Source organism: Sphingomonas sp. Leaf257, from assembly GCF_001422185.1.
GTDB classification, from domain to species: domain Bacteria; phylum Pseudomonadota; class Alphaproteobacteria; order Sphingomonadales; family Sphingomonadaceae; genus Sphingomonas; species Sphingomonas yabuuchiae.
In genome coordinates this window covers 69,201-88,825 of record NZ_LMMH01000003.1, presented here as the reverse complement: position 1 = coordinate 88,825, position 19,625 = coordinate 69,201, and the positions used below count along the sequence as shown (strand labels likewise).

At 68.4% G+C, this 19,625-nt stretch carries 23 protein-coding genes; 11 read left to right on the top strand and 12 right to left on the bottom strand.

Translation table 11 applies throughout. From position 1 onward, the window contains the following. Window positions 1-37 precede the first annotated feature (37 nt). The 4 genes from pgeF to lgt are packed head-to-tail and all read right to left on the bottom strand — an operon-like array spanning window position 38 to window position 3,312. Window positions 38-802, bottom strand: a complete 765-nt coding sequence (gene pgeF, locus ASF14_RS04340; RefSeq protein ID WP_056432186.1) for a peptidoglycan editing factor PgeF — start codon at window positions 800-802, stop codon at window positions 38-40. Next, window positions 799-1,308, bottom strand: coding sequence for a GNAT family N-acetyltransferase (locus ASF14_RS04335; protein WP_056432183.1), 510 nt, complete (start codon window positions 1,306-1,308; stop codon window positions 799-801). Before ASF14_RS04335 ends, pgeF begins: the two co-directional genes overlap by 4 nt. Then, on the bottom strand, window positions 1,305-2,387 hold the full coding sequence (locus ASF14_RS04330; protein ID WP_056432181.1) for a class I SAM-dependent methyltransferase: 1,083 nt from the start codon (window positions 2,385-2,387) through the stop codon (window positions 1,305-1,307). The genes ASF14_RS04335 and ASF14_RS04330 overlap by 4 nt, the downstream gene beginning before the upstream one ends. 40 nt (window positions 2,388-2,427) lie before the next feature. Beyond that, window positions 2,428-3,312, bottom strand: a complete 885-nt coding sequence (gene lgt / locus ASF14_RS04325) for a prolipoprotein diacylglyceryl transferase (RefSeq protein ID WP_156361042.1) — start codon at window positions 3,310-3,312, stop codon at window positions 2,428-2,430. A 492-nt stretch (window positions 3,313-3,804) separates the two neighbouring features. On the opposite strand from lgt, the gene ASF14_RS04320 reads away from it, so the two are divergent. The 3 genes from ASF14_RS04320 to phbB all read left to right on the top strand — a co-directional run bounded on the left by ASF14_RS04320 (window position 3,805) and on the right by phbB (window position 7,839). Continuing rightward, window positions 3,805-6,018 carry a xanthine dehydrogenase family protein molybdopterin-binding subunit gene (locus tag ASF14_RS04320; protein WP_056432173.1) on the top strand — a complete coding sequence of 738 codons (2,214 nt, stop codon included), beginning with the start codon at window positions 3,805-3,807 and terminating at the stop codon, window positions 6,016-6,018. Then, entirely contained in the window at window positions 6,018-7,031 is a 1,014-nt protein-coding gene (gene hemH / locus ASF14_RS04315; protein WP_056432171.1) for a ferrochelatase, read from the top strand. The genes ASF14_RS04320 and hemH overlap by 1 nt, the downstream gene beginning before the upstream one ends. 85 nt (window positions 7,032-7,116) lie before the next feature. After that, window positions 7,117-7,839: an acetoacetyl-CoA reductase gene (phbB, locus tag ASF14_RS04310; RefSeq protein ID WP_056432167.1), complete on the top strand. Its 723-nt coding sequence runs from the start codon at window positions 7,117-7,119 to the stop codon at window positions 7,837-7,839. A 156-nt stretch (window positions 7,840-7,995) separates the two neighbouring features. Here phbB and ASF14_RS04305 read toward each other — a convergent pair whose 3' ends face one another. Further along, complete coding sequence (locus ASF14_RS04305) at window positions 7,996-8,334, bottom strand: glycine zipper 2TM domain-containing protein (RefSeq protein ID WP_056432164.1); 339 nt, start codon at window positions 8,332-8,334, stop codon at window positions 7,996-7,998. 190 nt (window positions 8,335-8,524) lie between these two features. Between ASF14_RS04305 and ASF14_RS04300 the strand changes: the two genes are divergently transcribed. Continuing rightward, window positions 8,525-9,535, top strand: coding sequence for an esterase-like activity of phytase family protein (locus ASF14_RS04300; RefSeq protein ID WP_056432161.1), 1,011 nt, complete (start codon window positions 8,525-8,527; stop codon window positions 9,533-9,535). Window positions 9,536-9,717: 182 nt separating this feature from the next. Here ASF14_RS04300 and rpmB read toward each other — a convergent pair whose 3' ends face one another. Beyond that, entirely contained in the window at window positions 9,718-10,026 is a 309-nt protein-coding gene (gene rpmB, locus ASF14_RS04295) for a 50S ribosomal protein L28 (RefSeq protein WP_056432158.1), read from the bottom strand. 184 nt (window positions 10,027-10,210) lie between these two features. Between rpmB and ASF14_RS04290 the strand changes: the two genes are divergently transcribed. Both ASF14_RS04290 and ASF14_RS04285 read left to right on the top strand, forming a co-directional pair. Next, window positions 10,211-10,435 carry a hypothetical protein gene (locus ASF14_RS04290; RefSeq protein ID WP_056432156.1) on the top strand — a complete coding sequence of 75 codons (225 nt, stop codon included), beginning with the start codon at window positions 10,211-10,213 and terminating at the stop codon, window positions 10,433-10,435. Between the two features lie 65 nt (window positions 10,436-10,500). Beyond that, window positions 10,501-10,950, top strand: a complete 450-nt coding sequence (locus ASF14_RS04285) for a nucleoside deaminase (protein ID WP_168371501.1) — start codon at window positions 10,501-10,503, stop codon at window positions 10,948-10,950. Window positions 10,951-10,957: 7 nt separating this feature from the next. On the opposite strand, the gene ASF14_RS04280 is transcribed toward ASF14_RS04285, so the two are convergent. Both ASF14_RS04280 and ASF14_RS04275 read right to left on the bottom strand, forming a co-directional pair. Then, entirely contained in the window at window positions 10,958-11,164 is a 207-nt protein-coding gene (locus ASF14_RS04280) for a hypothetical protein (RefSeq protein ID WP_056432151.1), read from the bottom strand. A 150-nt stretch (window positions 11,165-11,314) separates the two neighbouring features. Beyond that, window positions 11,315-11,992 carry an OmpA family protein gene (locus ASF14_RS04275; RefSeq protein WP_056432149.1) on the bottom strand — a complete coding sequence of 226 codons (678 nt, stop codon included), beginning with the start codon at window positions 11,990-11,992 and terminating at the stop codon, window positions 11,315-11,317. 144 nt (window positions 11,993-12,136) lie between these two features. On the opposite strand from ASF14_RS04275, the gene ASF14_RS04270 reads away from it, so the two are divergent. Both ASF14_RS04270 and ASF14_RS04265 read left to right on the top strand, forming a co-directional pair. Further along, window positions 12,137-13,438 carry a hemolysin family protein gene (locus tag ASF14_RS04270; protein WP_056432146.1) on the top strand — a complete coding sequence of 434 codons (1,302 nt, stop codon included), beginning with the start codon at window positions 12,137-12,139 and terminating at the stop codon, window positions 13,436-13,438. Window positions 13,439-13,554: 116 nt separating this feature from the next. After that, window positions 13,555-13,899 (top strand): hypothetical protein, encoded by a 345-nt coding sequence (locus ASF14_RS04265; RefSeq protein WP_168371500.1) that lies wholly within the window; start codon window positions 13,555-13,557, stop codon window positions 13,897-13,899. Between the two features lie 51 nt (window positions 13,900-13,950). On the opposite strand, the gene ASF14_RS04260 is transcribed toward ASF14_RS04265, so the two are convergent. From ASF14_RS04260 to purD, 3 genes are all read right to left on the bottom strand, one after another. Further along, a complete protein-coding gene (locus ASF14_RS04260) occupies window positions 13,951-14,508 on the bottom strand; it encodes a hydrolase (RefSeq protein ID WP_056432140.1) in 558 nt (185 codons plus the stop codon). Between the two features lie 34 nt (window positions 14,509-14,542). Continuing rightward, window positions 14,543-15,262: a hypothetical protein gene (locus ASF14_RS04255; protein WP_056432136.1), complete on the bottom strand. Its 720-nt coding sequence runs from the start codon at window positions 15,260-15,262 to the stop codon at window positions 14,543-14,545. A gap of 63 nt (window positions 15,263-15,325) precedes the next feature. Next, window positions 15,326-16,603: a phosphoribosylamine--glycine ligase gene (gene purD / locus ASF14_RS04250; RefSeq protein WP_056432133.1), complete on the bottom strand. Its 1,278-nt coding sequence runs from the start codon at window positions 16,601-16,603 to the stop codon at window positions 15,326-15,328. Here purD and xseA point away from each other — a divergent pair. Genes xseA through ASF14_RS04235 form a run of 3 tightly spaced genes read left to right on the top strand, consistent with a single transcriptional unit; the run spans window position 16,602 to window position 19,122 of the window. Next, a complete protein-coding gene (xseA, locus tag ASF14_RS04245) occupies window positions 16,602-18,023 on the top strand; it encodes an exodeoxyribonuclease VII large subunit (protein WP_056432131.1) in 1,422 nt (473 codons plus the stop codon). The two genes, purD and xseA, sit on opposite strands and share 2 nt — an antisense overlap. 17 nt (window positions 18,024-18,040) lie before the next feature. Beyond that, window positions 18,041-18,241 (top strand): DUF2093 domain-containing protein, encoded by a 201-nt coding sequence (locus tag ASF14_RS04240; protein ID WP_056432488.1) that lies wholly within the window; start codon window positions 18,041-18,043, stop codon window positions 18,239-18,241. Beyond that, window positions 18,238-19,122, top strand: a complete 885-nt coding sequence (locus ASF14_RS04235; RefSeq protein WP_082442064.1) for a M23 family metallopeptidase — start codon at window positions 18,238-18,240, stop codon at window positions 19,120-19,122. Before ASF14_RS04240 ends, ASF14_RS04235 begins: the two co-directional genes overlap by 4 nt. A 4-nt stretch (window positions 19,123-19,126) precedes the next feature. Here ASF14_RS04235 and ASF14_RS04230 read toward each other — a convergent pair whose 3' ends face one another. Further along, window positions 19,127-19,561, bottom strand: coding sequence for a hypothetical protein (locus ASF14_RS04230; protein ID WP_056432129.1), 435 nt, complete (start codon window positions 19,559-19,561; stop codon window positions 19,127-19,129). Window positions 19,562-19,625: the final 64 nt, after the last annotated feature.

The window sequence follows — 19,625 nt, the reverse complement described above, 5'->3', positions numbered from 1 at the left end:
GTCCCCAGGATAACGCGGCGAATGGCTTTGGCGAGGCTCAGGCGAGGCCGATCAGCGAAATCTGGCGGCCGTAAGAGGGTTCGTTGCGGTGCGTCGCGCGGCGGAAGCTGAAGAAGCGGTCCTCCTGCGCATAGGTGTCCTCACCCAGCGCCGCGACGCGCGCGACACCTGCGGCGGCCAGGCGGTGGACGACATAGGCTTCCAGGTCGAACTGGTAATGATCCGCGCGGGTGCCATCGGCGAAGAAGCGCTCATTCTCGGGTTCGGCCTCCGCGAAGCGGCGTAGGAAGGCGGCGTCGACTTCATAGCTGGCGCGGGCGATGCACGGGCCGATGGCGGCGGCGATCCGCTCACGCCGGGCGCCCAGCGCCTCCATCGCGAGCAAGGTCGCATCGGTGATCCCGCCCAGCGCGCCCTTCCACCCGGCATGGGCCGCGCCGACGACGCCCGCTTGCGGATCGGCGAACAGCACCGGCGCGCAATCGGCGGTCAGGATGCCGAGCAGCAGGCCCGGTCGGTCCGTCACCAGCGCATCGCCATGCGGGCGGACATCGTCTTCGGGCGGAGACAGCAGCGTCACCGCCTCTGCCGAGTGAATCTGGTAGCAGGTGATCAGCCGCGAACCGGGCAGCACCGCATCGCGCGCGCGACGGCGATTTTCGGCGACCGAATCTGCATCGTCCTCCGAACCCAGCCCGACATTCAGGCCGCCATGGATCCCTGCCGACACGCCGCCGCGCCGTCCGAGAAAGCCGTGCACGATAGGCTCCAACAGGGGCGTGCGAAGGGTTTCGATGGTCATAGCGACAGCCTCATGATCCGGTCCTCGTCGATCGTCCCGCCCACGGGAAAGTCGTAGCGCCCGATATCGACAAAGCCGTAGCGGGCATAAAAGGCCTTGGCCCGGTGGTTGTCGACATAGACCGACAGGATCAACTCGCCCGCCCCGCGCGCCCGCGCCGTGGCGATGGCCCAGTCCATCAGGACGGGGCCGACGCCCGCGCCCAGATGGCTGGAGGCGACATAGAGCTGATAGAGTTCGACCGCATCGTCTGGCCAGTCGCCGGGAAAACCCACGGGGCCGATCTTGGCGAAGCCGATGATCGCATCATCCTCGGTTGCCAGCCGGATGGTGAAGTCGGCATGGCCGATTTGGGCAGGCAGGCCTTCGGGGCCGAAGGCTTCATTCAGAAAGGCGTTCAGGTCGGCGGGCGGATAGAGATGGCCGAAGGTGTCGGTGAAGGCGGCGCGCGCCATCGCGGCCAGCGCCTCGCCATCGCCGGGCATGGCGTCCCGATAGGCGATCATTCGCCATAGCCCGCAGGCACCGGCCAGTCGGGCCGGGTGACTGCCAGCGCGCGGAACAGCGTGCCCATGTCCTGCATCAACCGGTTGCGATCGGCGAGCAGCGCGTCGGCCCGGTCGGGATGCGCGCGGGCGAGGCTGGCCGTCCGCTGGTCGATGCCGAGTGCGCCCAGCAGGTCGCGCTGCGTCACCGGACCGAAGGCGGCAAGGCCCGTGCCTTGCGCCGCGGCGGCCAGTGTCGTGAAGTCGACATGCGCGCTCAGATCCTGCTCGCCGGGCCGGTCGAACGGGTTGGCATAGGCATGGCCGCGCACCGCCTGCAGCGTGTCGGCGATGGCGGGGCCTTCATAGCCATAGTCGACGATCAACGCCGCGCCACCCTGCGCGGCGATCCGCGCCGATAGCGTGCGCATCACCGCGACGCTGGCGGGGGAAACCTCGATCACCGATCCGGCCTCAGCCTCACGCAGCGGCTCGGGGATGATCTCGCCCGGCACCGGGGGACCCGCGATCGGCAGGAAGAGCAGGTCCTGCGCCGCGACCAGCCGCTCGTGCCAGCCCTCGCCGCGACGGACGAGCTGGCGGATGGGCAGCGCGTCGAAGAACTCGTTGGCGACGACGATCAGCGGTCGGTCGGTCGGCAGCGTCTTGACCGAGTCGTGCCATTGCGCATCGGCCACGCGCTCACCCTGCGCGGTGCGCAGGGTGGCGCTGGTCTCGACGAAATGGATGCCGGGCGTGAAGCCCGCCTTGGCCATGGCGCGCCGGGCATCGGCGGCGAGGGTTCCGCGCCCCGGCCCCAGCTCGACCCAATATGCCTCCGGCCGCCCCGCCCGGTCCCACAGGTCGGCGCACCACAGGCCGACCAGTTCGCCGAACATCTGGCTGATCTCGGGGCTGGTGGTGAAGTCGCCGCCCGCGCCGAGCGGATCGCGCGTGCCGTAATAATGCGCATTGGCCGCGGCCATGAACTGCGCCACCGGGATCGGCCCGGCCAGCGCGATGGCGCGCGCCAACCGTTCGGGCAGCGCGTCCTCGGGCTCCGGCTTGTGATCGGCGGGGGGGATCAGCGGGTTCGTCATGAACCCGCTCTGCCGATCCCATTCCTTCGCCGCAAGGGGATCAGGAAACGCTGTCGGGGCCCGCGATCGGCTCGACCCGGACGCGGCGCGCCTTGGCGGTGTTCATCAGGTACAGCCCGCCCAGGATCATCGGTACGCAGAGCCACTGGCCCATGTGCAGCCCGGTCATCTGGGCAAAGGCGCGCAGTTGCTGGTCGGGTTCGCGGAAGAATTCGACGATGAAGCGTGCAATGCCATAGCCGAGCAGGAACAGGCCCGACAGCTTGCCCGGCTCGTAACGTGCCTTGGTGCGCCAGAAGGCAAAGCTCATCACGGCGAACAGGACCAGACCCTCCAGCCCGGCCTCGTAAAGCTGGCTGGGATGGCGGGCAGGGTCCGGCAGGCCGAAGGGCACGGTGCGCGGGAAGATGATCGCCCAGGGGGCGTCCGACGGCTTGCCCCACAATTCGCCATTCACGAAATTGGCGAGGCGGCCCAGGAACAGTCCGACCGGCGCGGCGCAGACCAGATAGTCCAGGATGCGCAGCCAGCTGAGCTTGTGCTTGCGCGCGAACAGGATGACGCCGATCCCGGTGCCCGCCGCGCCGCCATGGAAGCTCATGCCGCCGTCCCACAGCCGCACGATATGCAGCGGGTGGAGGAACATCTCGGGCGCGTAGAAGATCACATAACCGATCCGCCCGCCCAGGATGATGCCCAGCGTGGCATAGAAGACCAGATCGTCGGCATGCGCCCGCGACATCGGCGCGCCGGGCCGGTCGAGCATCTTGCCCAGATACCACCAACCGAACAGGATGCCGGTGATATAGGCCAGGCTGTACCAGCGCAGCGTGAAGAAGCCGATCGAGAACACATCCGGGTGCAACCCCAGATCCTCGAACCGGATATGGCCGCTGGCGGCCGCGAGCCCAGTGGCGGCAAGCATGGAGAGGATCAAATGCGTTTCCCTTTCTGGTCCGCTTCATAGAGCGGTCGTGGGACAACACCAAGACATGGGTTCGGTGCCGTCCTGTATGGGGGCGGGGTGGGGCGTGGCCTTCGACTTCGCTCAGGCGGAACGGGCTCTTGTATCAGAATCATTTCCCACCTCTGTTCAGCCTGAGCGCAGTCGAAGGCCACGCTGCGACCGGTGGAAATTAGGGCTCACGCGAAGCCGCGAAGAAGAAGGGATTCGCGCGGAGACGCGGAGACGCGGAGGTGTTCGGCCCGGCCGCAAGGCCAGTCCTTCTGTAATGAGCGGCGCGGTCTGCCGATCGAGGCGGCAGGAAAACCCGTGCCCCCAATTCCCTCCGCGTCTCCGCGTCTCCGCGCGAACCAAAATCTTCGCGGCTTCGCGCGAACAATCGACCGCCTCGCTCTGAGACAGTGAATCCCCCCCGCTTGCCTGCACGCCCTTGTCCGCTAAGGCTCGGCCGCGATGGAGTACAACAGGCGCAATATCTTGGTCGGCGGGGGGCTCGGCGCCGGTTTGGTCGTCGCCTGGGGCTTGTGGCCGCGCGCCTATCCGCCGAGCCTGACGACCGAACCGGGCGAGCAGGCGTTCGGCGCGTGGTTGAAGATCGGGCGCGACGGGATCGTCACGGTCGCGGTGCCGCAGGCCGAGCATGGCCAGGGGATCGCGACCACGTTGGCGCAGGTGGTCGCCGACGAGTTGGGCGCGGACTGGCGCACCGTCGCGGTCGAGCCTGCGCCGCCCGGTCCGCTCTACGCCAATCCGGTCGGCGTCGATTCGCTGTTCGAGGGTGCGTTCGGCCGCCTGCCGGAGGGGATGCGCGACGAGTGGCTGCGGCGCGACCGGGTGATGTTGACCGCCGGGTCCAGCTCGCTGCGCATGTTCGAGGGGCCCGCGCGCGCCGCCGCCGCGACCGCGCGTGCGCTGATGGCGCAGGCGGCGGCGCGGCGCTGGGGCGTCGACTGGAGCGATTGCGAGGCCAGGGACGGTTTCATCGTCCATGGCGACCAGCGGCTGCGCTTCGCCGAACTGGCCGAGGCGGCGGCGGGCGAGACGGTGCCCCATCCCCTCCCGCTGGGCAGCGGCGGCGCGGGCAAGCTGGCGGGGAAGGACGTGCCCCGGCTCGATTCGCCCGCCAAACTCGATGGCTCGGCCAATTTCACCACCGATATCCGCCTGCCCGACATGGTGCATGTCGCGCTTCGCCATGCACCGCTGGGCCGGACGCGCACGATCCGCATCGACCGCACGGCGGCGATGAAGGTGCCCGGCGTCGTCGAGGTGATCGAGGGCGAGGATTGGGTCGCGGTCGCCGCCAGCAGCTGGTGGATTGCGCAAAAGGGCCTCGATGCGGCGGCGCCTCGTGCGGTCAGCGACGGGGCGGTGCCGACCTCGCAGGCCATCACCCAAGGACTGGAGGCCGCGCTCAAGGAAGAAGGCCATAGCGTCCTGACGCGCGGCGATGTCGCGGCGGCGCTGGAGGGACCGGGGCTGATCGAGGCGCGTTACCGGATCGGCACCGGCGTCCATGCCGCGATCGAGCCGCGCGCCGCAGTGGCGGCGTGGCAGGATGGCGGGCTGGAACTATGGGTGCCGACCCAGGCCCCCGAGGCGGCGCGCAAGGTCGCGGCGCGGGCGGCGGCCATTCCCGAGGATCGGGTGATCGTCCATGCCATGCCGATCGGCGGCGGCTTCGGCCAGGGGCTGGAGCAGGATGCGGTCGCACAGGCGGCGATGATCGCGGCGAAGCTGAAGCGGCCGGTCAACGTCCAATGGTCGCGCACCGAGGATCTGCGCCGCGACGCCTGGCGCGCGCCCGCCATCGCCCGGATGACCGCGCGGCTGGAGCGGGGCAAGCTGGTCGGCTGGCGCGGCCGAGTCGCGACGCCCTCGACCGGGCGGGCGCTGGCGGAGCGGGTGATGCCCGCCGGGCTGGTCCGCTGGGGGATGCGCGGGCCGGGGCGGGGCGATGCCTATGCGATGGGTGGCGCGGTGCCGCCCTATGCGATCCCGGCGCTGGCGGTGCATCATCACGATGCGGCCCTAGCCGTGCCGACCGGCCATGTGCGCGGCGGCGCGCATGTCGCCAACTGCTTCATCACCGAGTCCTTCATCGACGAATGCGCCCGGGCGGCGGGGGCCGATCCACTGGCGTGGCGGATCGCGATGCTGGGGCAGGAGCCCCGGCTAGCGCGCTGTCTGTCGACCGCCGCCTCGCTGGGCGGCTGGGAAGGTGGCGGGCCAGGCAGCGGGCAGGGCGTCGCCGCGCACGGTTTTCGTGGCAGCTATGTCGCGGTGATGGCGGAGACGCACCGGGACGGGAATGGCCGCCCGGTGGTCGACCGGCTGGTCGCCGCCATCGACTGCGGCCGGGTGGTGAACCCCGATATCGTGCGTCAGCAGGTCGAGGGCGGGCTGATCTTCGGTCTGGCTGCCTTGCGCGGCGGCACGGTCGGGTTCGAGCGGGGATGGGCCGTACCGTCGCGGCTGGGCGCGCTGAACCTGCCGCGCCTCGCCGACACGCCCGACATCACGGTCGAACTGCTTTCCTCCGACGAAGCGCCCGGCGGGGTGAGCGAGCTGGCCGCGCCGCCGGTCGCGCCCGCCATCGCCAATGCGCTCGCCACCCTGCCCGGCTTCCCACGGATACGAAGCCTGCCGATGGAGTTGTCCGCCTGATGCTGCCGCCCGACCATCCCCCCGTCCCGCGCCCGAAGATCGGCGTGCTGTTGATGAATCTGGGAACCCCCGATGCGCCCGATCCGAAGTCGGTGAAGCGCTATCTCCGCGAGTTCCTGTCGGATCGCCGGGTCATCGAGATTCCGGCGCTGCTGTGGCAGCCGATCCTGCGCGGGATCATCCTGAATACCCGGCCGAAAAAGTCCGCCCATGCCTATTCGCTGGTGTGGCGCGACGATGGCTCGCCGCTGGCCGCGATCACGCGGGCGCAGGCGGTGGCGCTGAAGGACGCGTTCGGGCCGGGCGTCATGGTCGACTGGGCGATGCGCTATGGTCGTCCCGCCATCGCCGACCAGGTGAAGGCGATGAAGGCGGCGGGGTGCGAACGCATCCTGCTCGCCCCGCTCTATCCGCAATATTGCGCGGCGACGACCGCCACCGCCAATGACCGGGCCTTCGCGCATCTGGCCACGCTGCGCTGGCAACCCGCGATCCGCACCCTGCCGCCCTATTATGACGATGCGCTCTATATCGATGCGCTCAAGACCCGATTGGAGGCGCAGCTCGCCTCGCTGGATTTCGAGCCGGAGGCGGTGGTCGCCAGCTTCCACGGAATGCCGCAACGGACGCTGGAACTGGGCGATCCCTATCACTGCCATTGCCGCAAGACCGCGCGGCTGCTGGCCGAGGCGATGAAGGATACGCTGAACGGCCGCGAACTGCTGGTCGCGTTCCAGTCGCGATTCGGCCGCGCCAAATGGCTGGAGCCCGCGACCGACACGGTACTCGAAGCGCTGCCGGGACGCGGCATCCGCAAGGTCGCGATCCTCGCACCCGGCTTTTCGGCGGACTGTATCGAGACGCTGGAAGAACTGGCGATTCGCGGGCGCGAAAGTTTCGAGGGCGCGGGCGGAACCCATTTCGCCTATCTCCCATGCCTTAACGACAGTGATGTCGGTATCGCGATGCTGCGCGGATTGATCGAACGCGAGCTTCAGGGCTGGTTGCCGTAGCGTAATATTACGTTGCACCCGGTGTTCGCCATTGCAGAGGGCGCATGCCCCTTTTAAGCCACAATCGAAATTTGGGAGAGGTTGAATGGCACGGGTCGCGATTGTGACGGGTGGTACGCGCGGTATCGGCGAGGCGATCAGCCTGGCCCTGAAGGAGGCGGGCGTGACCGTCGCCGCCAATTATGCGGGCAATGACGAGCGTGCGCGCGAGTTCTCGGAGCGCACCGGGATCAAGGCGTATAAATGGGACGTCGCCGATTATGACGCCGTGCAGGCGGGTGTCGCCCAGGTCGCCGAGGAACTGGGCCCGGTCGATATCGTCGTCAACAATGCGGGCATCACCCGTGACGGCACGCTGCTCAAGATGACCTACCAGATGTGGAAAGAGGTCATGGACACCAATCTGGGCGGTTGCTTCAACATGGCCAAGGCAGTGTTCCCCGGCATGCGCGAGCGCAAATGGGGCCGGATCGTCAATATCGGCTCCATCAACGGCCAGGCGGGTCAATATGGCCAGGTCAACTATGCCGCCGCCAAGTCGGGCATCCATGGCTTCACCAAGGCGCTGGCGCAGGAAGGCGCACGCGTCGGCGTGACCGTGAACGCGATCGCGCCGGGCTATATCGACACCGACATGGTCGCCGCGGTTCCCGCCGACGTGCTGGAGAAGATCGTCGCCAAGATCCCGGTCGGCCGCCTGGGCCAGGCGCATGAGATCGCGCGCGGCGTCGCCTTTCTCTGCTCGGACGAGGCGGGCTTCGTCACCGGCTCGACCCTGTCGATCAACGGCGGTCAGCATATGTATTGAGGCGGAGCGCCTGCATTCCTCCCCTCGCAGGGGAGGAATGCGTTTGAAGGCAAAAACGCCGACCTCCGGTAGGGAGATCGGCGTTCCGTCCTCGATACGCTACGCGAGAAAACTGGGGCGGGTGGGGCAGATACAGGCTCCGCCCGCCCTAACTGTTTAGCGGCAATAGCCCGGACGGCCCGACCGCTCGATCGCGCGGCCCGCCAGCGCACCGGCACCGCCACCGATCAGCGTGCCCAACGTGCGGTCGCCATCGGTGTCGATGGTCCGGCCCAGCAAACCGCCCGCCACCGCACCGACGATGGTGCCGGTCGTGCCCGAGCGGCGGCACTTGCTCGCCTGATACTCGGCGCGGGCGCCGTCGTTATAGCCGCGATAATAGCGATCCGAATGATGGGCCCGGCGATAGCGGTGCGCATCCGCGGCGGTCGCGGGCAGCACGGCGCCACCGATCATCGCCATTGCGGTCGCCGCCAGGGTCAGGGTCTTCATCATGGTCTCACTCCCGAAACTCGTGTCGATCGACGGTCCCGTCCGTCGTCGTTGCACTGCTTCTGGCCGATTCGCGTTGAGCGCTTCCTGAATGTCCCCGTTATCCGCCGTTCAGGCAGCGACGCGTCCGGGCAGGGCAGCAGGGGGGCAGCGAAAGGGGTGTCGTGCTGCGCCGCAATGCGTATGAGGCATCATGCGCATTCTGCTCTCCCGTCTGCTGATATTGGCCCTGGTGCCGGGATGGACGGGTGAACAGCGGCTGGCGCTGTTCGCGGGTAAGCCGCAGATGGATGTGCAGCGGGTCGACCTGGACCCTCGCGATCCGTCGCGGCGGCGGGTCGGGGCGCTGACCTATCTGGGCGGTATCGCGCTGACGAGCCGCCTGCCTGCTTTCGGTGGCTATTCCTCGCTGACCGTGACGGGGGACCAGTTCCTGCTGTTGAGCGACGGCGGCAACATCATCCGCTTTCGCATGGGGGCGGACTGGCAGCCGCACGATCTGCGCTTTTCCAACCTGCCCGCGGGGCCCGGCACGGGATGGCAGAAGGAAGACCGCGACAGCGAATCGCTGGCGGTCGATCCGAAGACGGGCCAACTCTGGGTGGGGTTCGAGGGTTACAACCAGATCTGGCGTTATGCGCCGGATTTCGCCCGCGCCGAGGGGCGTGTCGCGCCACGCGACATGAAGGACTGGCCGCCCAATGGCGGTGCCGAATCGCTGGCACGGATGCCCGATGGCCGATTCGTTACTATTTCAGAAGAGGGCCGGGTTCGCCGCAAGGCCTGGCGCGGCAGCGACGAATCGCGGCGCAACAGCCGTCAGGCGCTGATCTTCCCGGGTGATCCGCTAAACGGCCATGCCCGGCGCTTCGCATATCGTGTATCGCCGCACCATGACGTCGCCGATGCGGCCGCGCTGCCCGACGGATCGCTGGTGGTCGTCGAGCGGCGCTTCCGGCTGCCCTTCCGCTTCTCAAATCGCATCATGCTGGTCCCCGCCGCACAGATCGCGCCGGGGCGGGTGGCGCAGGGGCAGTTGCTCGCGGAACTCGATTCGCCGCTGATCCACGACAATTTCGAAGGGGTGGCGGTGACGCAGGAAGCGGGGGCGACGATCCTGTGGCTGGTGTCGGACGACAATCAGCTGTTCCTGCAGCGCAACTATCTGTTGAAGTTCCGACTGGAGCGCGGGGCGATTCGGTAGCGCTTCGGCGTGGCCTTCGACTTCGCTCAGGCTGAACGGATGTCAGGGTGTGTGGCTTATTCCTCCGCTCCGTTCCGCCTGAGCGAAGTCGAAGGCCAAGGGATAACCTCAAATCCACAACGACGAAAACCCGCCGCTCCGGGGAGCGGCGGGCTTCAACCCGTCAACCGACGCGTCGCTGATTAAGCGGCGGCGGCTTCGGTCTTGGCGGCGGCCAGCTTCTTGACGACGTCGCGCTTCAGGCGACGCACGCGCAGCGAAAGCTGATCGTCCGAGGTCTTGACCAGCCAGTTGTCCAGGCCGCCATTGTGCTCGACCGAGCGCAGGCCGTGAGTCGAAACGCGAAGACGGACGCTCTTCTCGAGCGAGTCCGAAATCAGCGTGACGTTCTGCAGGTTCGGCAGGAACGTACGCTTGGTCTTGTTGTTGGCGTGGGAAACGTTGTTACCCACCTGCCGGCCCTTGCCGGTCAGCTCGCAAATGCGCGACATGATCGTTATCCTGGTTTCAGGCAGTGCCCGGAAAGGCCGCGCCGATACCCCGTCCGGGGGGTGGCGTCAACCGATTCCCCGCAATCGCCCCTGCAATTCGCCACGATCCGCCATGCCGATCGCCGGTGCAACTGCGCTTCGTCGGCTGCGTTGTTACGGCAACGAACCTTTGGGAGCCAGGATCATGCGCGCTTTTCTCGTCCTGTTGGGCATCGTCCTCCTGCTGGCCGCCGGAGCCATGGCGATGGGCTGGATCAGCATCGACCAGACCCGCCCGGCGGTCGTCCAGGCGCCCAGCTTCCGCGCCGAAGGGCCCAAGGTGTCGGTCGGCACGACCCAGAAGACGGTCGAAGTGCCGACGGTGAGCGTCGAAAAGCCCGCCGACACGACCCAGGCCAACGCCCAGTAAGTGGGCCAAAGCAAGCACGCCGAAGCGCCCTTGCCCGGATGACGGGCGCGGGGCAGGGAGGGGCGATGTTTCCGCTCCCCGCTCCGATGCGCGCCGCGCTCGATGCCGCTATCCAGGCGGGGCTGGCAGGCGAGGTGCCGGTGGGTGCGGTGGTGGTGCGGGGCGGTACGATCATCGCGACCGGCGCCAACGCGCCCCGCCGCCTCCACGACCCCACCGCCCATGCCGAAATCCAGGCGATTCGCGCGGCGGCCTTGATGCTGGGGCGGGACCGGCTGGAGGATTGCGACCTGTGGGTTACGCTGGAGCCCTGTGCCATGTGCGCAGGCGCCATCGCCCATGCCCGAATCGCCCGGCTCTATTACGCCGCAAGCGACCCCAAGGGCGGCGCGGTAGAGCATGGCCCACGCTTCTTTGGGCAGCCGACCTGTCATCATCGGCCAGAGGTGTATGCCGGGATGGGTGAGGGGGAGGCCGCTGACCTGCTCCGCAATTTCTTCGCGGTGCGGCGATAGGGCAGCCTCAGGGGGCCTTGCGATTATGGAAGAGGCGAATCAGCAGCATCGCGACAATGGCGCTCCCTCCGCCGACGATGCCCGCACGGAGTGCGGAGTGGGGCGCGATATCCCATGCATCCAAGATCAGGAGCGCGGCAAAGACCAGTATCCCGGTCAGCAGCGCGCCAGTCCGCGTGACGGCAGAAGAATTCTTGTCCGGTCCTTGCGGCATGCGGCTCGTCTGCCCTTTTACGGAAAGAGTGATCCAACACGGGCCAGTAGAGTGTGTCCGCCATGACGGAAGCATGACGGCCCGATGAAGTAGAAAGGGGCCCGGGCGATTTCTCGCCCGGGCCCCTTCCTCAAGCCGATGGCGATCGGATCAGCGCAGATCGCCCTCGCGGATCGGCACGATCTTGATCTCGACGCGGCGGTTGGCGGCGCGGCCTTCCTCGGTGTCGTTCGACGCGATCGGCTGCGACTTGCCGAAGCCGCGCGTGCCGATGCGGGCGGGCTGCACGCCACGCGACGCCAGATAGTCGGCGACCGACGTCGCGCGCTGTTCCGACAGGCGCTGGTTGTATTCCGCGCTGCCGGTCGAGTCGGTGTGGCCATACACGTCGATATAGGTCTGCTTATACTGCGACAGGATGTCGGCGACCTGGTCCAGCGTCTGGCGGAACTGCGGCTGCACCTGCGACGAATTGTAGGCGAAAGTGATGCCCGAGGGCAGGTTCAGCAGCAGGTCGTCGCCCTGGCGGACCACCTGCACATCGGTGCCCGCAGTACGGGCGCGCAGGTCGCGCTCCTGCTTGTCCATATAGGCGCCGATGCCAGCCCCCGCGAGGCCGCCGATGCCTGCACCCAGGATCTTCTCGGTACGGTCGCGACGACCGCCGACCAGATCGCCCAGCAGATAGCCGCCGACCGCGCCGCCGATGCCGCCGATCGCGGCCTTGGACAGGCGCTGCTGCCCCGTCTCCGGGTCGGTGGTGCAGGCCGAGGTGGCGACGAGGGCGGACAGCGCGGCGGCGGTCAGAAATTTGGCGGGCAGTCGCATAAACATGATCCTTGTTAGTTTCGGACGGCGTCTCGACCCCCGGAACGCCGCGTCGGACCGCCTTGTTCCGCAGGTGAACTGAACGGAACATGACGACAGGAGTTGTCGAAGCCCTGTCCGGCCCGCTATGAGCACCCCATAACGATGGCAACGCTGCCCCCCTTTCCGTGGATCGACGTCCTCATCATTCTCGCGCTCGTCGCGTTGAATGGCGCATTCGCGATGAGCGAGCTGGCGATCGTATCGTCTCGCCGTGCCCGCCTGGAGGCGATGGCGCGCAGCGGACGCAAAGGGGCGCAGGCCGCGCTGACCCTGGCCGCCGATCCGGGCAAGTTCCTGTCGACCGTCCAGATCGGCATCACCCTGACCGGCATCATCGCGGGCGCCTATTCGGGCGCCAGCCTGGGCACGCCGACCGCCGCCCGGCTGGAGGCACTCGGCGTGTCGCCTTCGACCGCCGCGACCCTGGGCTTTGCGCTGGTCATCGGCCTGACCACCTATGCCTCGCTGATCCTGGGCGAACTGGTCCCCAAGCAATTCGCGCTGCGCAAGCCCGAGCCGATCGCCGCCTTCGTCGCGGTGCCGATGCGCTGGCTGGCGGTCGGCACCGCGCCGATCGTCTGGGTGCTCGATTCGACCAGCGGGGTGATCTTCAAGCTGCTGGGCCTGAACCGCGACAATGAGGATCAGGTGACGGCGGAGGAGCTCCACCTGATCGTGGCCGAGGCATCCAAGTCCGGCGTGATCGAGGAGCATGAGCGCTCGATCATTTCGGGCGTGGTGCGGCTGGCCGACCGGCCGGTGCGCGAGGTGATGACGCCGCGCACCGAGATCGACTGGCTGGACTGTACGCTGGACGACGCGGCGATCCGTTCCAAGCTGCTGGAAAGCCCGCGCACCCGCCTGCCGGTGGGGGAGGGCTCGATCGACGCGGTGGTCGGCGTGGTGCAGGCGCGCGACATCGCCATGGCGCTGTTCCGGGGCGAGCCGCTCGACCTCAAGCACCTGATGCGCAAGGCGCCGGTGGTGATCGACCGGATCGACGCGATGGACGTGCTGCTGGCGCTGCGCCAGGCCGAGGTACCGATGGCGCTGATCCATGACGAGTATGGCCATTTCGAGGGGATCGTGACCCCGTCCGACCTGCTGGCCGCGATCGCGGGCGAATTCGCCTCCGACGCCGATCCGGGCGAGGCGCCCTCGGTGGTCGAACGCGACGACGGGTCGCTGCTGGTCGCGGGCACCATGGCGGCGGACGCTTTGGCCGACCGGCTCGGCATCGACCTGCCCGACGACCGCGACTATGCGACCGTCGCGGGGTTGGCGCTGGCCGTGTTCCGCCACCTGCCGGGGGAGGGCGAGAGCTTCGTCGAACAGGGCTGGCGCTTCGAGGTGGTGGACCTGGACGGGCGGCGGATCGACAAGCTTTTGGTCAGCGAGGCTTGAGGCGTAGAATTCTCATACCGCCAGAGTGAAGCGTTGACCGCCAGCTACCGCTGAATCATCATTCGAATATGCGTGTACACCTCCTAGTCGTGTCCGTCTTCGCTTTGGCAATTGGCATGGCGACAGGCTGGTTCGGTCATGATGCGTGGTCTTCGGATCGATGCCTGGATCGTGGCGGTGTTTGGATGGCGTCGATCGGCGGATGCGATTTGCCGAATCCCGCCCCGCGCAGTGCACACGCGCAAATACCGATCGTGAAAGATGCCATGCGGCGCTGGGCCGCAAAAGACTCGATCTCGGTCGAAAAGGCCATGGGAGGCCGTACCATCGAGATGGTATCTCTGCCGGACAGAGAATGTGTGAGTTTTGGTCTGGGGAATTTCGATGTGGGCGGTGTTCCCACCTATTGCTATCGGCGGGGCACCAGGCAATTGATCTGGGAAGAGAGCGACGTCGAGTAGCTTCCGTCGGTTCCCATCTGGCGCTGGTGATCGTTTTTACTGTCGGGCTCGTCACCCCAACTCGATATCCCCCGACGCCACGACCCGCGAAAACAGCGGGAAGATGTGCTCGATGGCAAAGGCATGGAGTTCGGCCGAGCGCGAGGCGCAGGCGTCCTCGGCGATGACCACATCATAGGACAGTTCCCAGGCCGAGCGGGCGGTCGATTCGACGCCCATGTTCGTCGAGATGCCCGCGATCACCACCGTGCGTACCCCACGCCGCCGCAATTGCAGGTCCAGGTCGGTGCCGGTGAAGGCCCCCCAATGATGCTTCAGCACCACGATGTCGCCGGGCTGGCGCAGGTTGGGGAGCAGTTCGCTGAAGGCGGGCGGCGTGCCCTCCGGCGGCAGGCTGGGGCGGTCGGCGTTGAGGCTGGGCAGCGTCTCGGGCGTGAAGCCGACATGGACCAGCACGACCGGCGCGCCCGCCTCGCGGAAGCGGGCGACGAGCGTCTTGGCGGTCGCCACCACCTCGTCGCCGGATCGCGGGCCGCCCGCATGCGGTACGATGCCCTGTTGCAGGTCGATGAGGATAAGGGCGGTGGTGCCGGGATCGAGCGTGGTCATCGCGGCTCAACCGGCCGGGCGGCGGGGCGTTCCGTCAGAGCCGCCCGAACACCGCCTCGAACCCCGCACGGTCGCCCGCCGCGAGCAGTCGCGCCTGTTCCAGCCAGCGGTCGCGCGCCATGCGGCCCGAAAAGGCCCCCAGCTGCGCATCGAGCGCCTGTGCTTGTGCTTCGCTGAGCGCGGCCATGTCGCCGACCGTGGTGATGCCATGTTCGGCCAGCTTCTGGGTCAGCTTGGGGCCCAGGCCCTTGAGCAGTGTGATCGGCTGATATTCCGGGCGTGCCGGTTCGGCCGCAGATTCAGCAGGAGCGGGCGCAGCTTCGGCGGCCGGGCTGGCGGTCATCGGCGCGGCGGCGGCGACCGGCTCGTCGTTCAGCGGCTCGTCCGCGATGGTCGGCTCTTCGGGTGCACTGGGCGTCGGCATGACTGGCGCGGGGACGGGCGCTGGCGTCGGGGCCGGGGCTGGCGCCGAAACCGGAGCCGGAGCGGGCGTCGGGCTCGCCTTGGGCTCGGTCAGCGAGGCTTCGCTGATCGGCTTGCGGTCGGGCTGGCGCACCGAGAGCCCGGCTTCCTGCGCATTTTCCTCCACCCGGAGCGCAGCCTTTTTGCGGCGGTGCTTCAGGCGCATCCCGACCACGATCATCGCGATCGCCGCCAGCGCGACGATGGCGAGCAGGACGAAATGGATGGTCGTGATGGCCGCCACGCCATCGGGGATGAGGCTTGTCGCCGGTGCTGCGGTCGTGTCGTTCATGGCGTTACCCTATTGTCCACCCATTGGCCCCGGGGCCCGCGTCGCGAACCCCAATCACTGGGATCAAGCCTCGGTTCCCGCTTCGCGCGCAACCTCGCGCCAGCCGATGTCGCGGCGGCAGAAGCCATCGGGGAAGCGGATTGCATCGACCGCGCGGTATGCGGCGGCCTGGGCCTCGCCCACCGTGGCGGCGCTGGCGGTCACGGCCAGCACGCGGCCGCCGCTGGCGACCAGCTGTTCGCCGTCCATCCTGGTGCCCGCCTGGAACACCACCGCGCCGGTCGCCTCGGCGGCGTCGATCGCGTCGATGCTGCCACCCGCCTTGGGCGTGCCGGGATAGCCCGCCGCCGCCATGACGACGGTCAGCGCCGGGTCCTCCGAGAAAGCGGGCGCGGGCAGTTCGGCCAGCCGCCCCTCGGCCACCGCCAGCATCACCGCCAGCAGATCGCCCTGGAAACGCAGCATCAGCACCTGGCATTCGGGATCGCCGAAACGGGCATTATACTCGATCAGCTTCGGCCCCTGCTCGGTCAGCATCAGCCCGGCATAGAGCACGCCCGAAAACGGCATCCCCTCGGCGCGAAGCGTATCGACGGTCGGGCGGACGATCCGGTCGATCGCTTGGCTCTCCAGCTCGGGCGTCAGGACCCGCGCGGGGCTATAGGCGCCCATGCCGCCGGTATTGGGGCCGGTATCGCCGTCGCCGACGCGCTTGTGATCCTGCGCCGAGCCGAAGGGCAGGAGCGCTTCGCCATCGGTCAGCACGAACAGGCTCGCTTCTTCGCCCTCCAAGAATTCCTCGATCACCACCTCGGCGCCGGGGACGGAGAACAGGTCGGTGATCGCGCCCTCGGCCTCGGCCTTGGTGAAGGCGACGGTCACGCCCTTGCCCGCCGCCAGGCCATCGGCCTTGATGACGACCGGCAGGCCGAAGGTGCCGGCAAGCGCGGCTTGCGCCTCCGCCAGCGTGTTCACGCGGACATAACCGGCGGTCGGGATGTCGGCGCGGCGGCACAGGTCCTTGGTGAAGCCCTTCGACCCCTCCAGCTGCGCGGCGGCCTTGCTCGGCCCGAACACCGGGATACCCTCAGCGCGCAGCGAATCGGCCAGGCCATCGACCAGCGGCGCCTCGGGGCCGACCACGACCAGGCCCACGCCATGCTCCTTGACGAAGGCGACCACGGCGGCGTGATCGGTCGCGTTCAGCGCGACGCAGGTCGCGTGCGCGGCGATACCGGGGTTGCCGGGCGCGGCGTAGAGCGTATCTAACCCGTTCGACTGTGCCAGCTTCCACGCCAGCGCGTGTTCGCGGCCACCCGATCCCAGCAGCAGGACGTTCATGCCCGATCCTTATCCCTATGACGAAAGTTCGAGGCTGGTAGCCGAGGAGATCGCCGGCGACAACGCGCTCGCGCTATCGGTCGGCGAACTCAGCCTGAAGCTGAAGCGGATGGTGGAGGGCGAATTCGGCCATGTTCGCCTGCGCGGCGAGATTTCGGGCTATAAGCGCGCCACCTCGGGCCATGTCTATATGAGCCTGAAGGATGAGAATGCGGTCATCGACGCGGTGATGTGGAAGGGCGCGGCGAATACGCTGCCCTTCAAGCCGCAGGACGGGATCGAGGTGATCGCCACCGGCCGCCTGACCACCTTCCCCGGCCGGTCCAAATACCAGATCGTCGTCGAGCGGATGGAATTGGCGGGTGCGGGCGCGCTGATGGCGTTGTTCGAGAAGCTGAAGGCGAAACTGGCGGGCGAGGGGCTGTTCGCCCGCGAGCGGAAAAAGCCGCTGCCCTTCATGCCGCCGGTGATCGGCGTCGTCACCTCGCCGACCGGCGCGGTGATCCGCGACATCCTCCACCGGCTGGAGGATCGCTGCCCGACCCATGTCATCGTCTGGCCGGTCAAGGTGCAGGGCGCGGGCTCGGCGGACGAGGTTGCCGCCGCGATCCGAGGCTTCGACGCGATCGCGCCCGGCGGTCCGGTGCCGCGACCCGATCTGGTGATCGTCGCGCGCGGCGGCGGCTCGATCGAGGATCTCTGGTCGTTCAACGAGGAAGTCGTGGTGCGTGCGGTGGCGGAATGCTCGATCCCGATCATCTCGGCGGTGGGGCATGAGACCGACACGACCCTGTGCGACTATGCCGCCGATTTGCGTGCGCCGACCCCGACCGCAGCGGCGGAGATCGCGGTGCCGGTGCTTGCCGATCTGCGCCTGACGGTCGCCAGCCATCGCCAGCGTACCGAGCGCTGCGCCCGCCGCTATGTCGAGCGCGGCCGCGAGCGGCTCGACGCGATGGCACGGCTGCTGCCCAAGCGCGACCAGTTGCTGGGGCCGCAGCGCCAGCGGGCGGACGAGGCGGGGGCGCGGCTGGATCGCGGGCTGGAGCGGCGGGTGACGCTGGCGCGCGGCGGGCTGGACCGGGCGGGCGCGGCGCTGCGCCCGGCGATCCTGGAGCGACAGGTCGAGCGCGGGCGCGACCGGCTGGCCTCGACCTGGCGGCTGGTCCAGTCGCTCAACCCCGACCGTATCCTGGAGCGTGGCTATGCCCGCATCACCGCGCGGCCGGGCGGCGAGACCCTGTCCTCGGCGGAGGCGGCGCGGGCGGCGGACACGCTGACCTTGCGGTTCCGCGACGGCACGGTGGACGTGGCGGTGGAGGCGGCCGGGCTTGAGCGGCCCGCCGCCAAAACCTATGACAAGCCCAGGCGGGAGCAGCAGCCCAAACAGGACAAGCCGGATCAGCCGACGCTCCTTTGACCGCGAAAGAGACCAACATGCTGATGTCGAACACCGATCGCCCCGCGCGGCTTCACTATATGGCCAATGGCTTTCGTGTCCTGTCGCCGGGCGATCATGTCGTGTGCGCGGTGACGGGGCGGCGCATTCCGCTCGAAGACCTGAAATATTGGAGCGCGGCGCGGCAGGAAGCCTATGCCGACGCGGAAGCGACCGCCAAGGTCCTCGCGCCGCAATGAGGGCGTGGGGCGTCGGGACGCTGGTGGTGGCGCTGACCGGATGCGTCGCGCCGGGTGAGCCGATGGTGGCGCCGCCCACCGCCTCGACGCCGCGCCCCGCGCCGCCCACCGTTGCCCCGCCCGTGACCCCGTTCCGCTGGACCGGGCAGCTGAGCCAGGGCGGCCTGATCCGGGGGCAGGCGCCGACCGGCGCGGTATCGGTGGCGCTGGACGGACAGGCCGTTCCGCTGGCCCTGGACGGCGCCTTCCTGGCCGGGTTCGACCGCGACGCCGGGCCGTCCGCCGAGCTGCTTGCTACCCTGGCCGACGGACGACAGGTGCGGCAGCCGCTGACCATTGCGCCGCGCGACTGGCGGATCGAGCGGCTGAACACGCTGCCCAAATATCCCGTCCCCGATCCCGAGTTTCAGCGGCTGCGTCCCCCCGAACTCGCCCAGATTCGGGCCGCCCGCGCGCTGGCGACCGATGCGGAGGGCTGGCGTCAGACGCTGACATGGCCGGTGACGGGCCGCATCTCGGGCCTGTTCGGGGCGCAGCGCGTCTATCGCGGCGAGCCGGGCAGCTATCACTCCGGCACCGACGTCGCGGTTCCCACCGGCACCATCGTCCGCGCGCCCGCCGACGGCGTCGTGATCCTCGCCGCACAGCAGCCCTTCACGCTGGAGGGGCATCTGCTGATGCTCGACCACGGCCAGGGGCTGAACAGCGCTTTCCTGCACCTGTCGCGGATCGATGTCCGCGTCGGCGATCATGTCCGCCAGGGCCAGCCGATTGGCGCGGTCGGTGCCACGGGCCGCGCGACCGGGCCGCATCTCCACTGGAGCCTGCAATGGCGCGGTCGCAAGCTCGACCCGTTGCTGGTGACGGGGCCGATGCCGTGACGGGTTATTCGACCCGTTCGATCCGCACCGCCAGATTATTGTCGAACGATGCCCGGAAGCTGCCCATCGCAGCCTTGAAGATGCGCACCGATTGACCGACCTCGGGATCGAACCGGGCTTTTTCGGTGGTGCGCCACACACCGCCCTGTTCCAACCAGACGGTCCATTGGTCGCGACCATAACGGGCCAGCCGGACCACCTTGGAGCGGACTTCCCGAATTTCGGGTTCCTTGGCCTCGTCGCGACCGAATAGCTGGATCTCCGGCAGGCGCAGGCCGAACAGCGACTGCCGCTTCTGGCGGACCTCGCCGCGGTCGAGCACGACCATCTGTCGGTCGTTTCGAGCCTTGGCCAGCGCCGTCGCCGCCCGGTCGAAACAGGCCAGGCGGCGCTCCGCATCGCCGACCGTGCGACAGGCAGTGATCTGGTCGATCAGCAACGCGGATTGGCCGGTGTCCGCCGCGTCCTGCGCGGCGGCTGGGGCTGTGCCCAGAGCTGTCCAT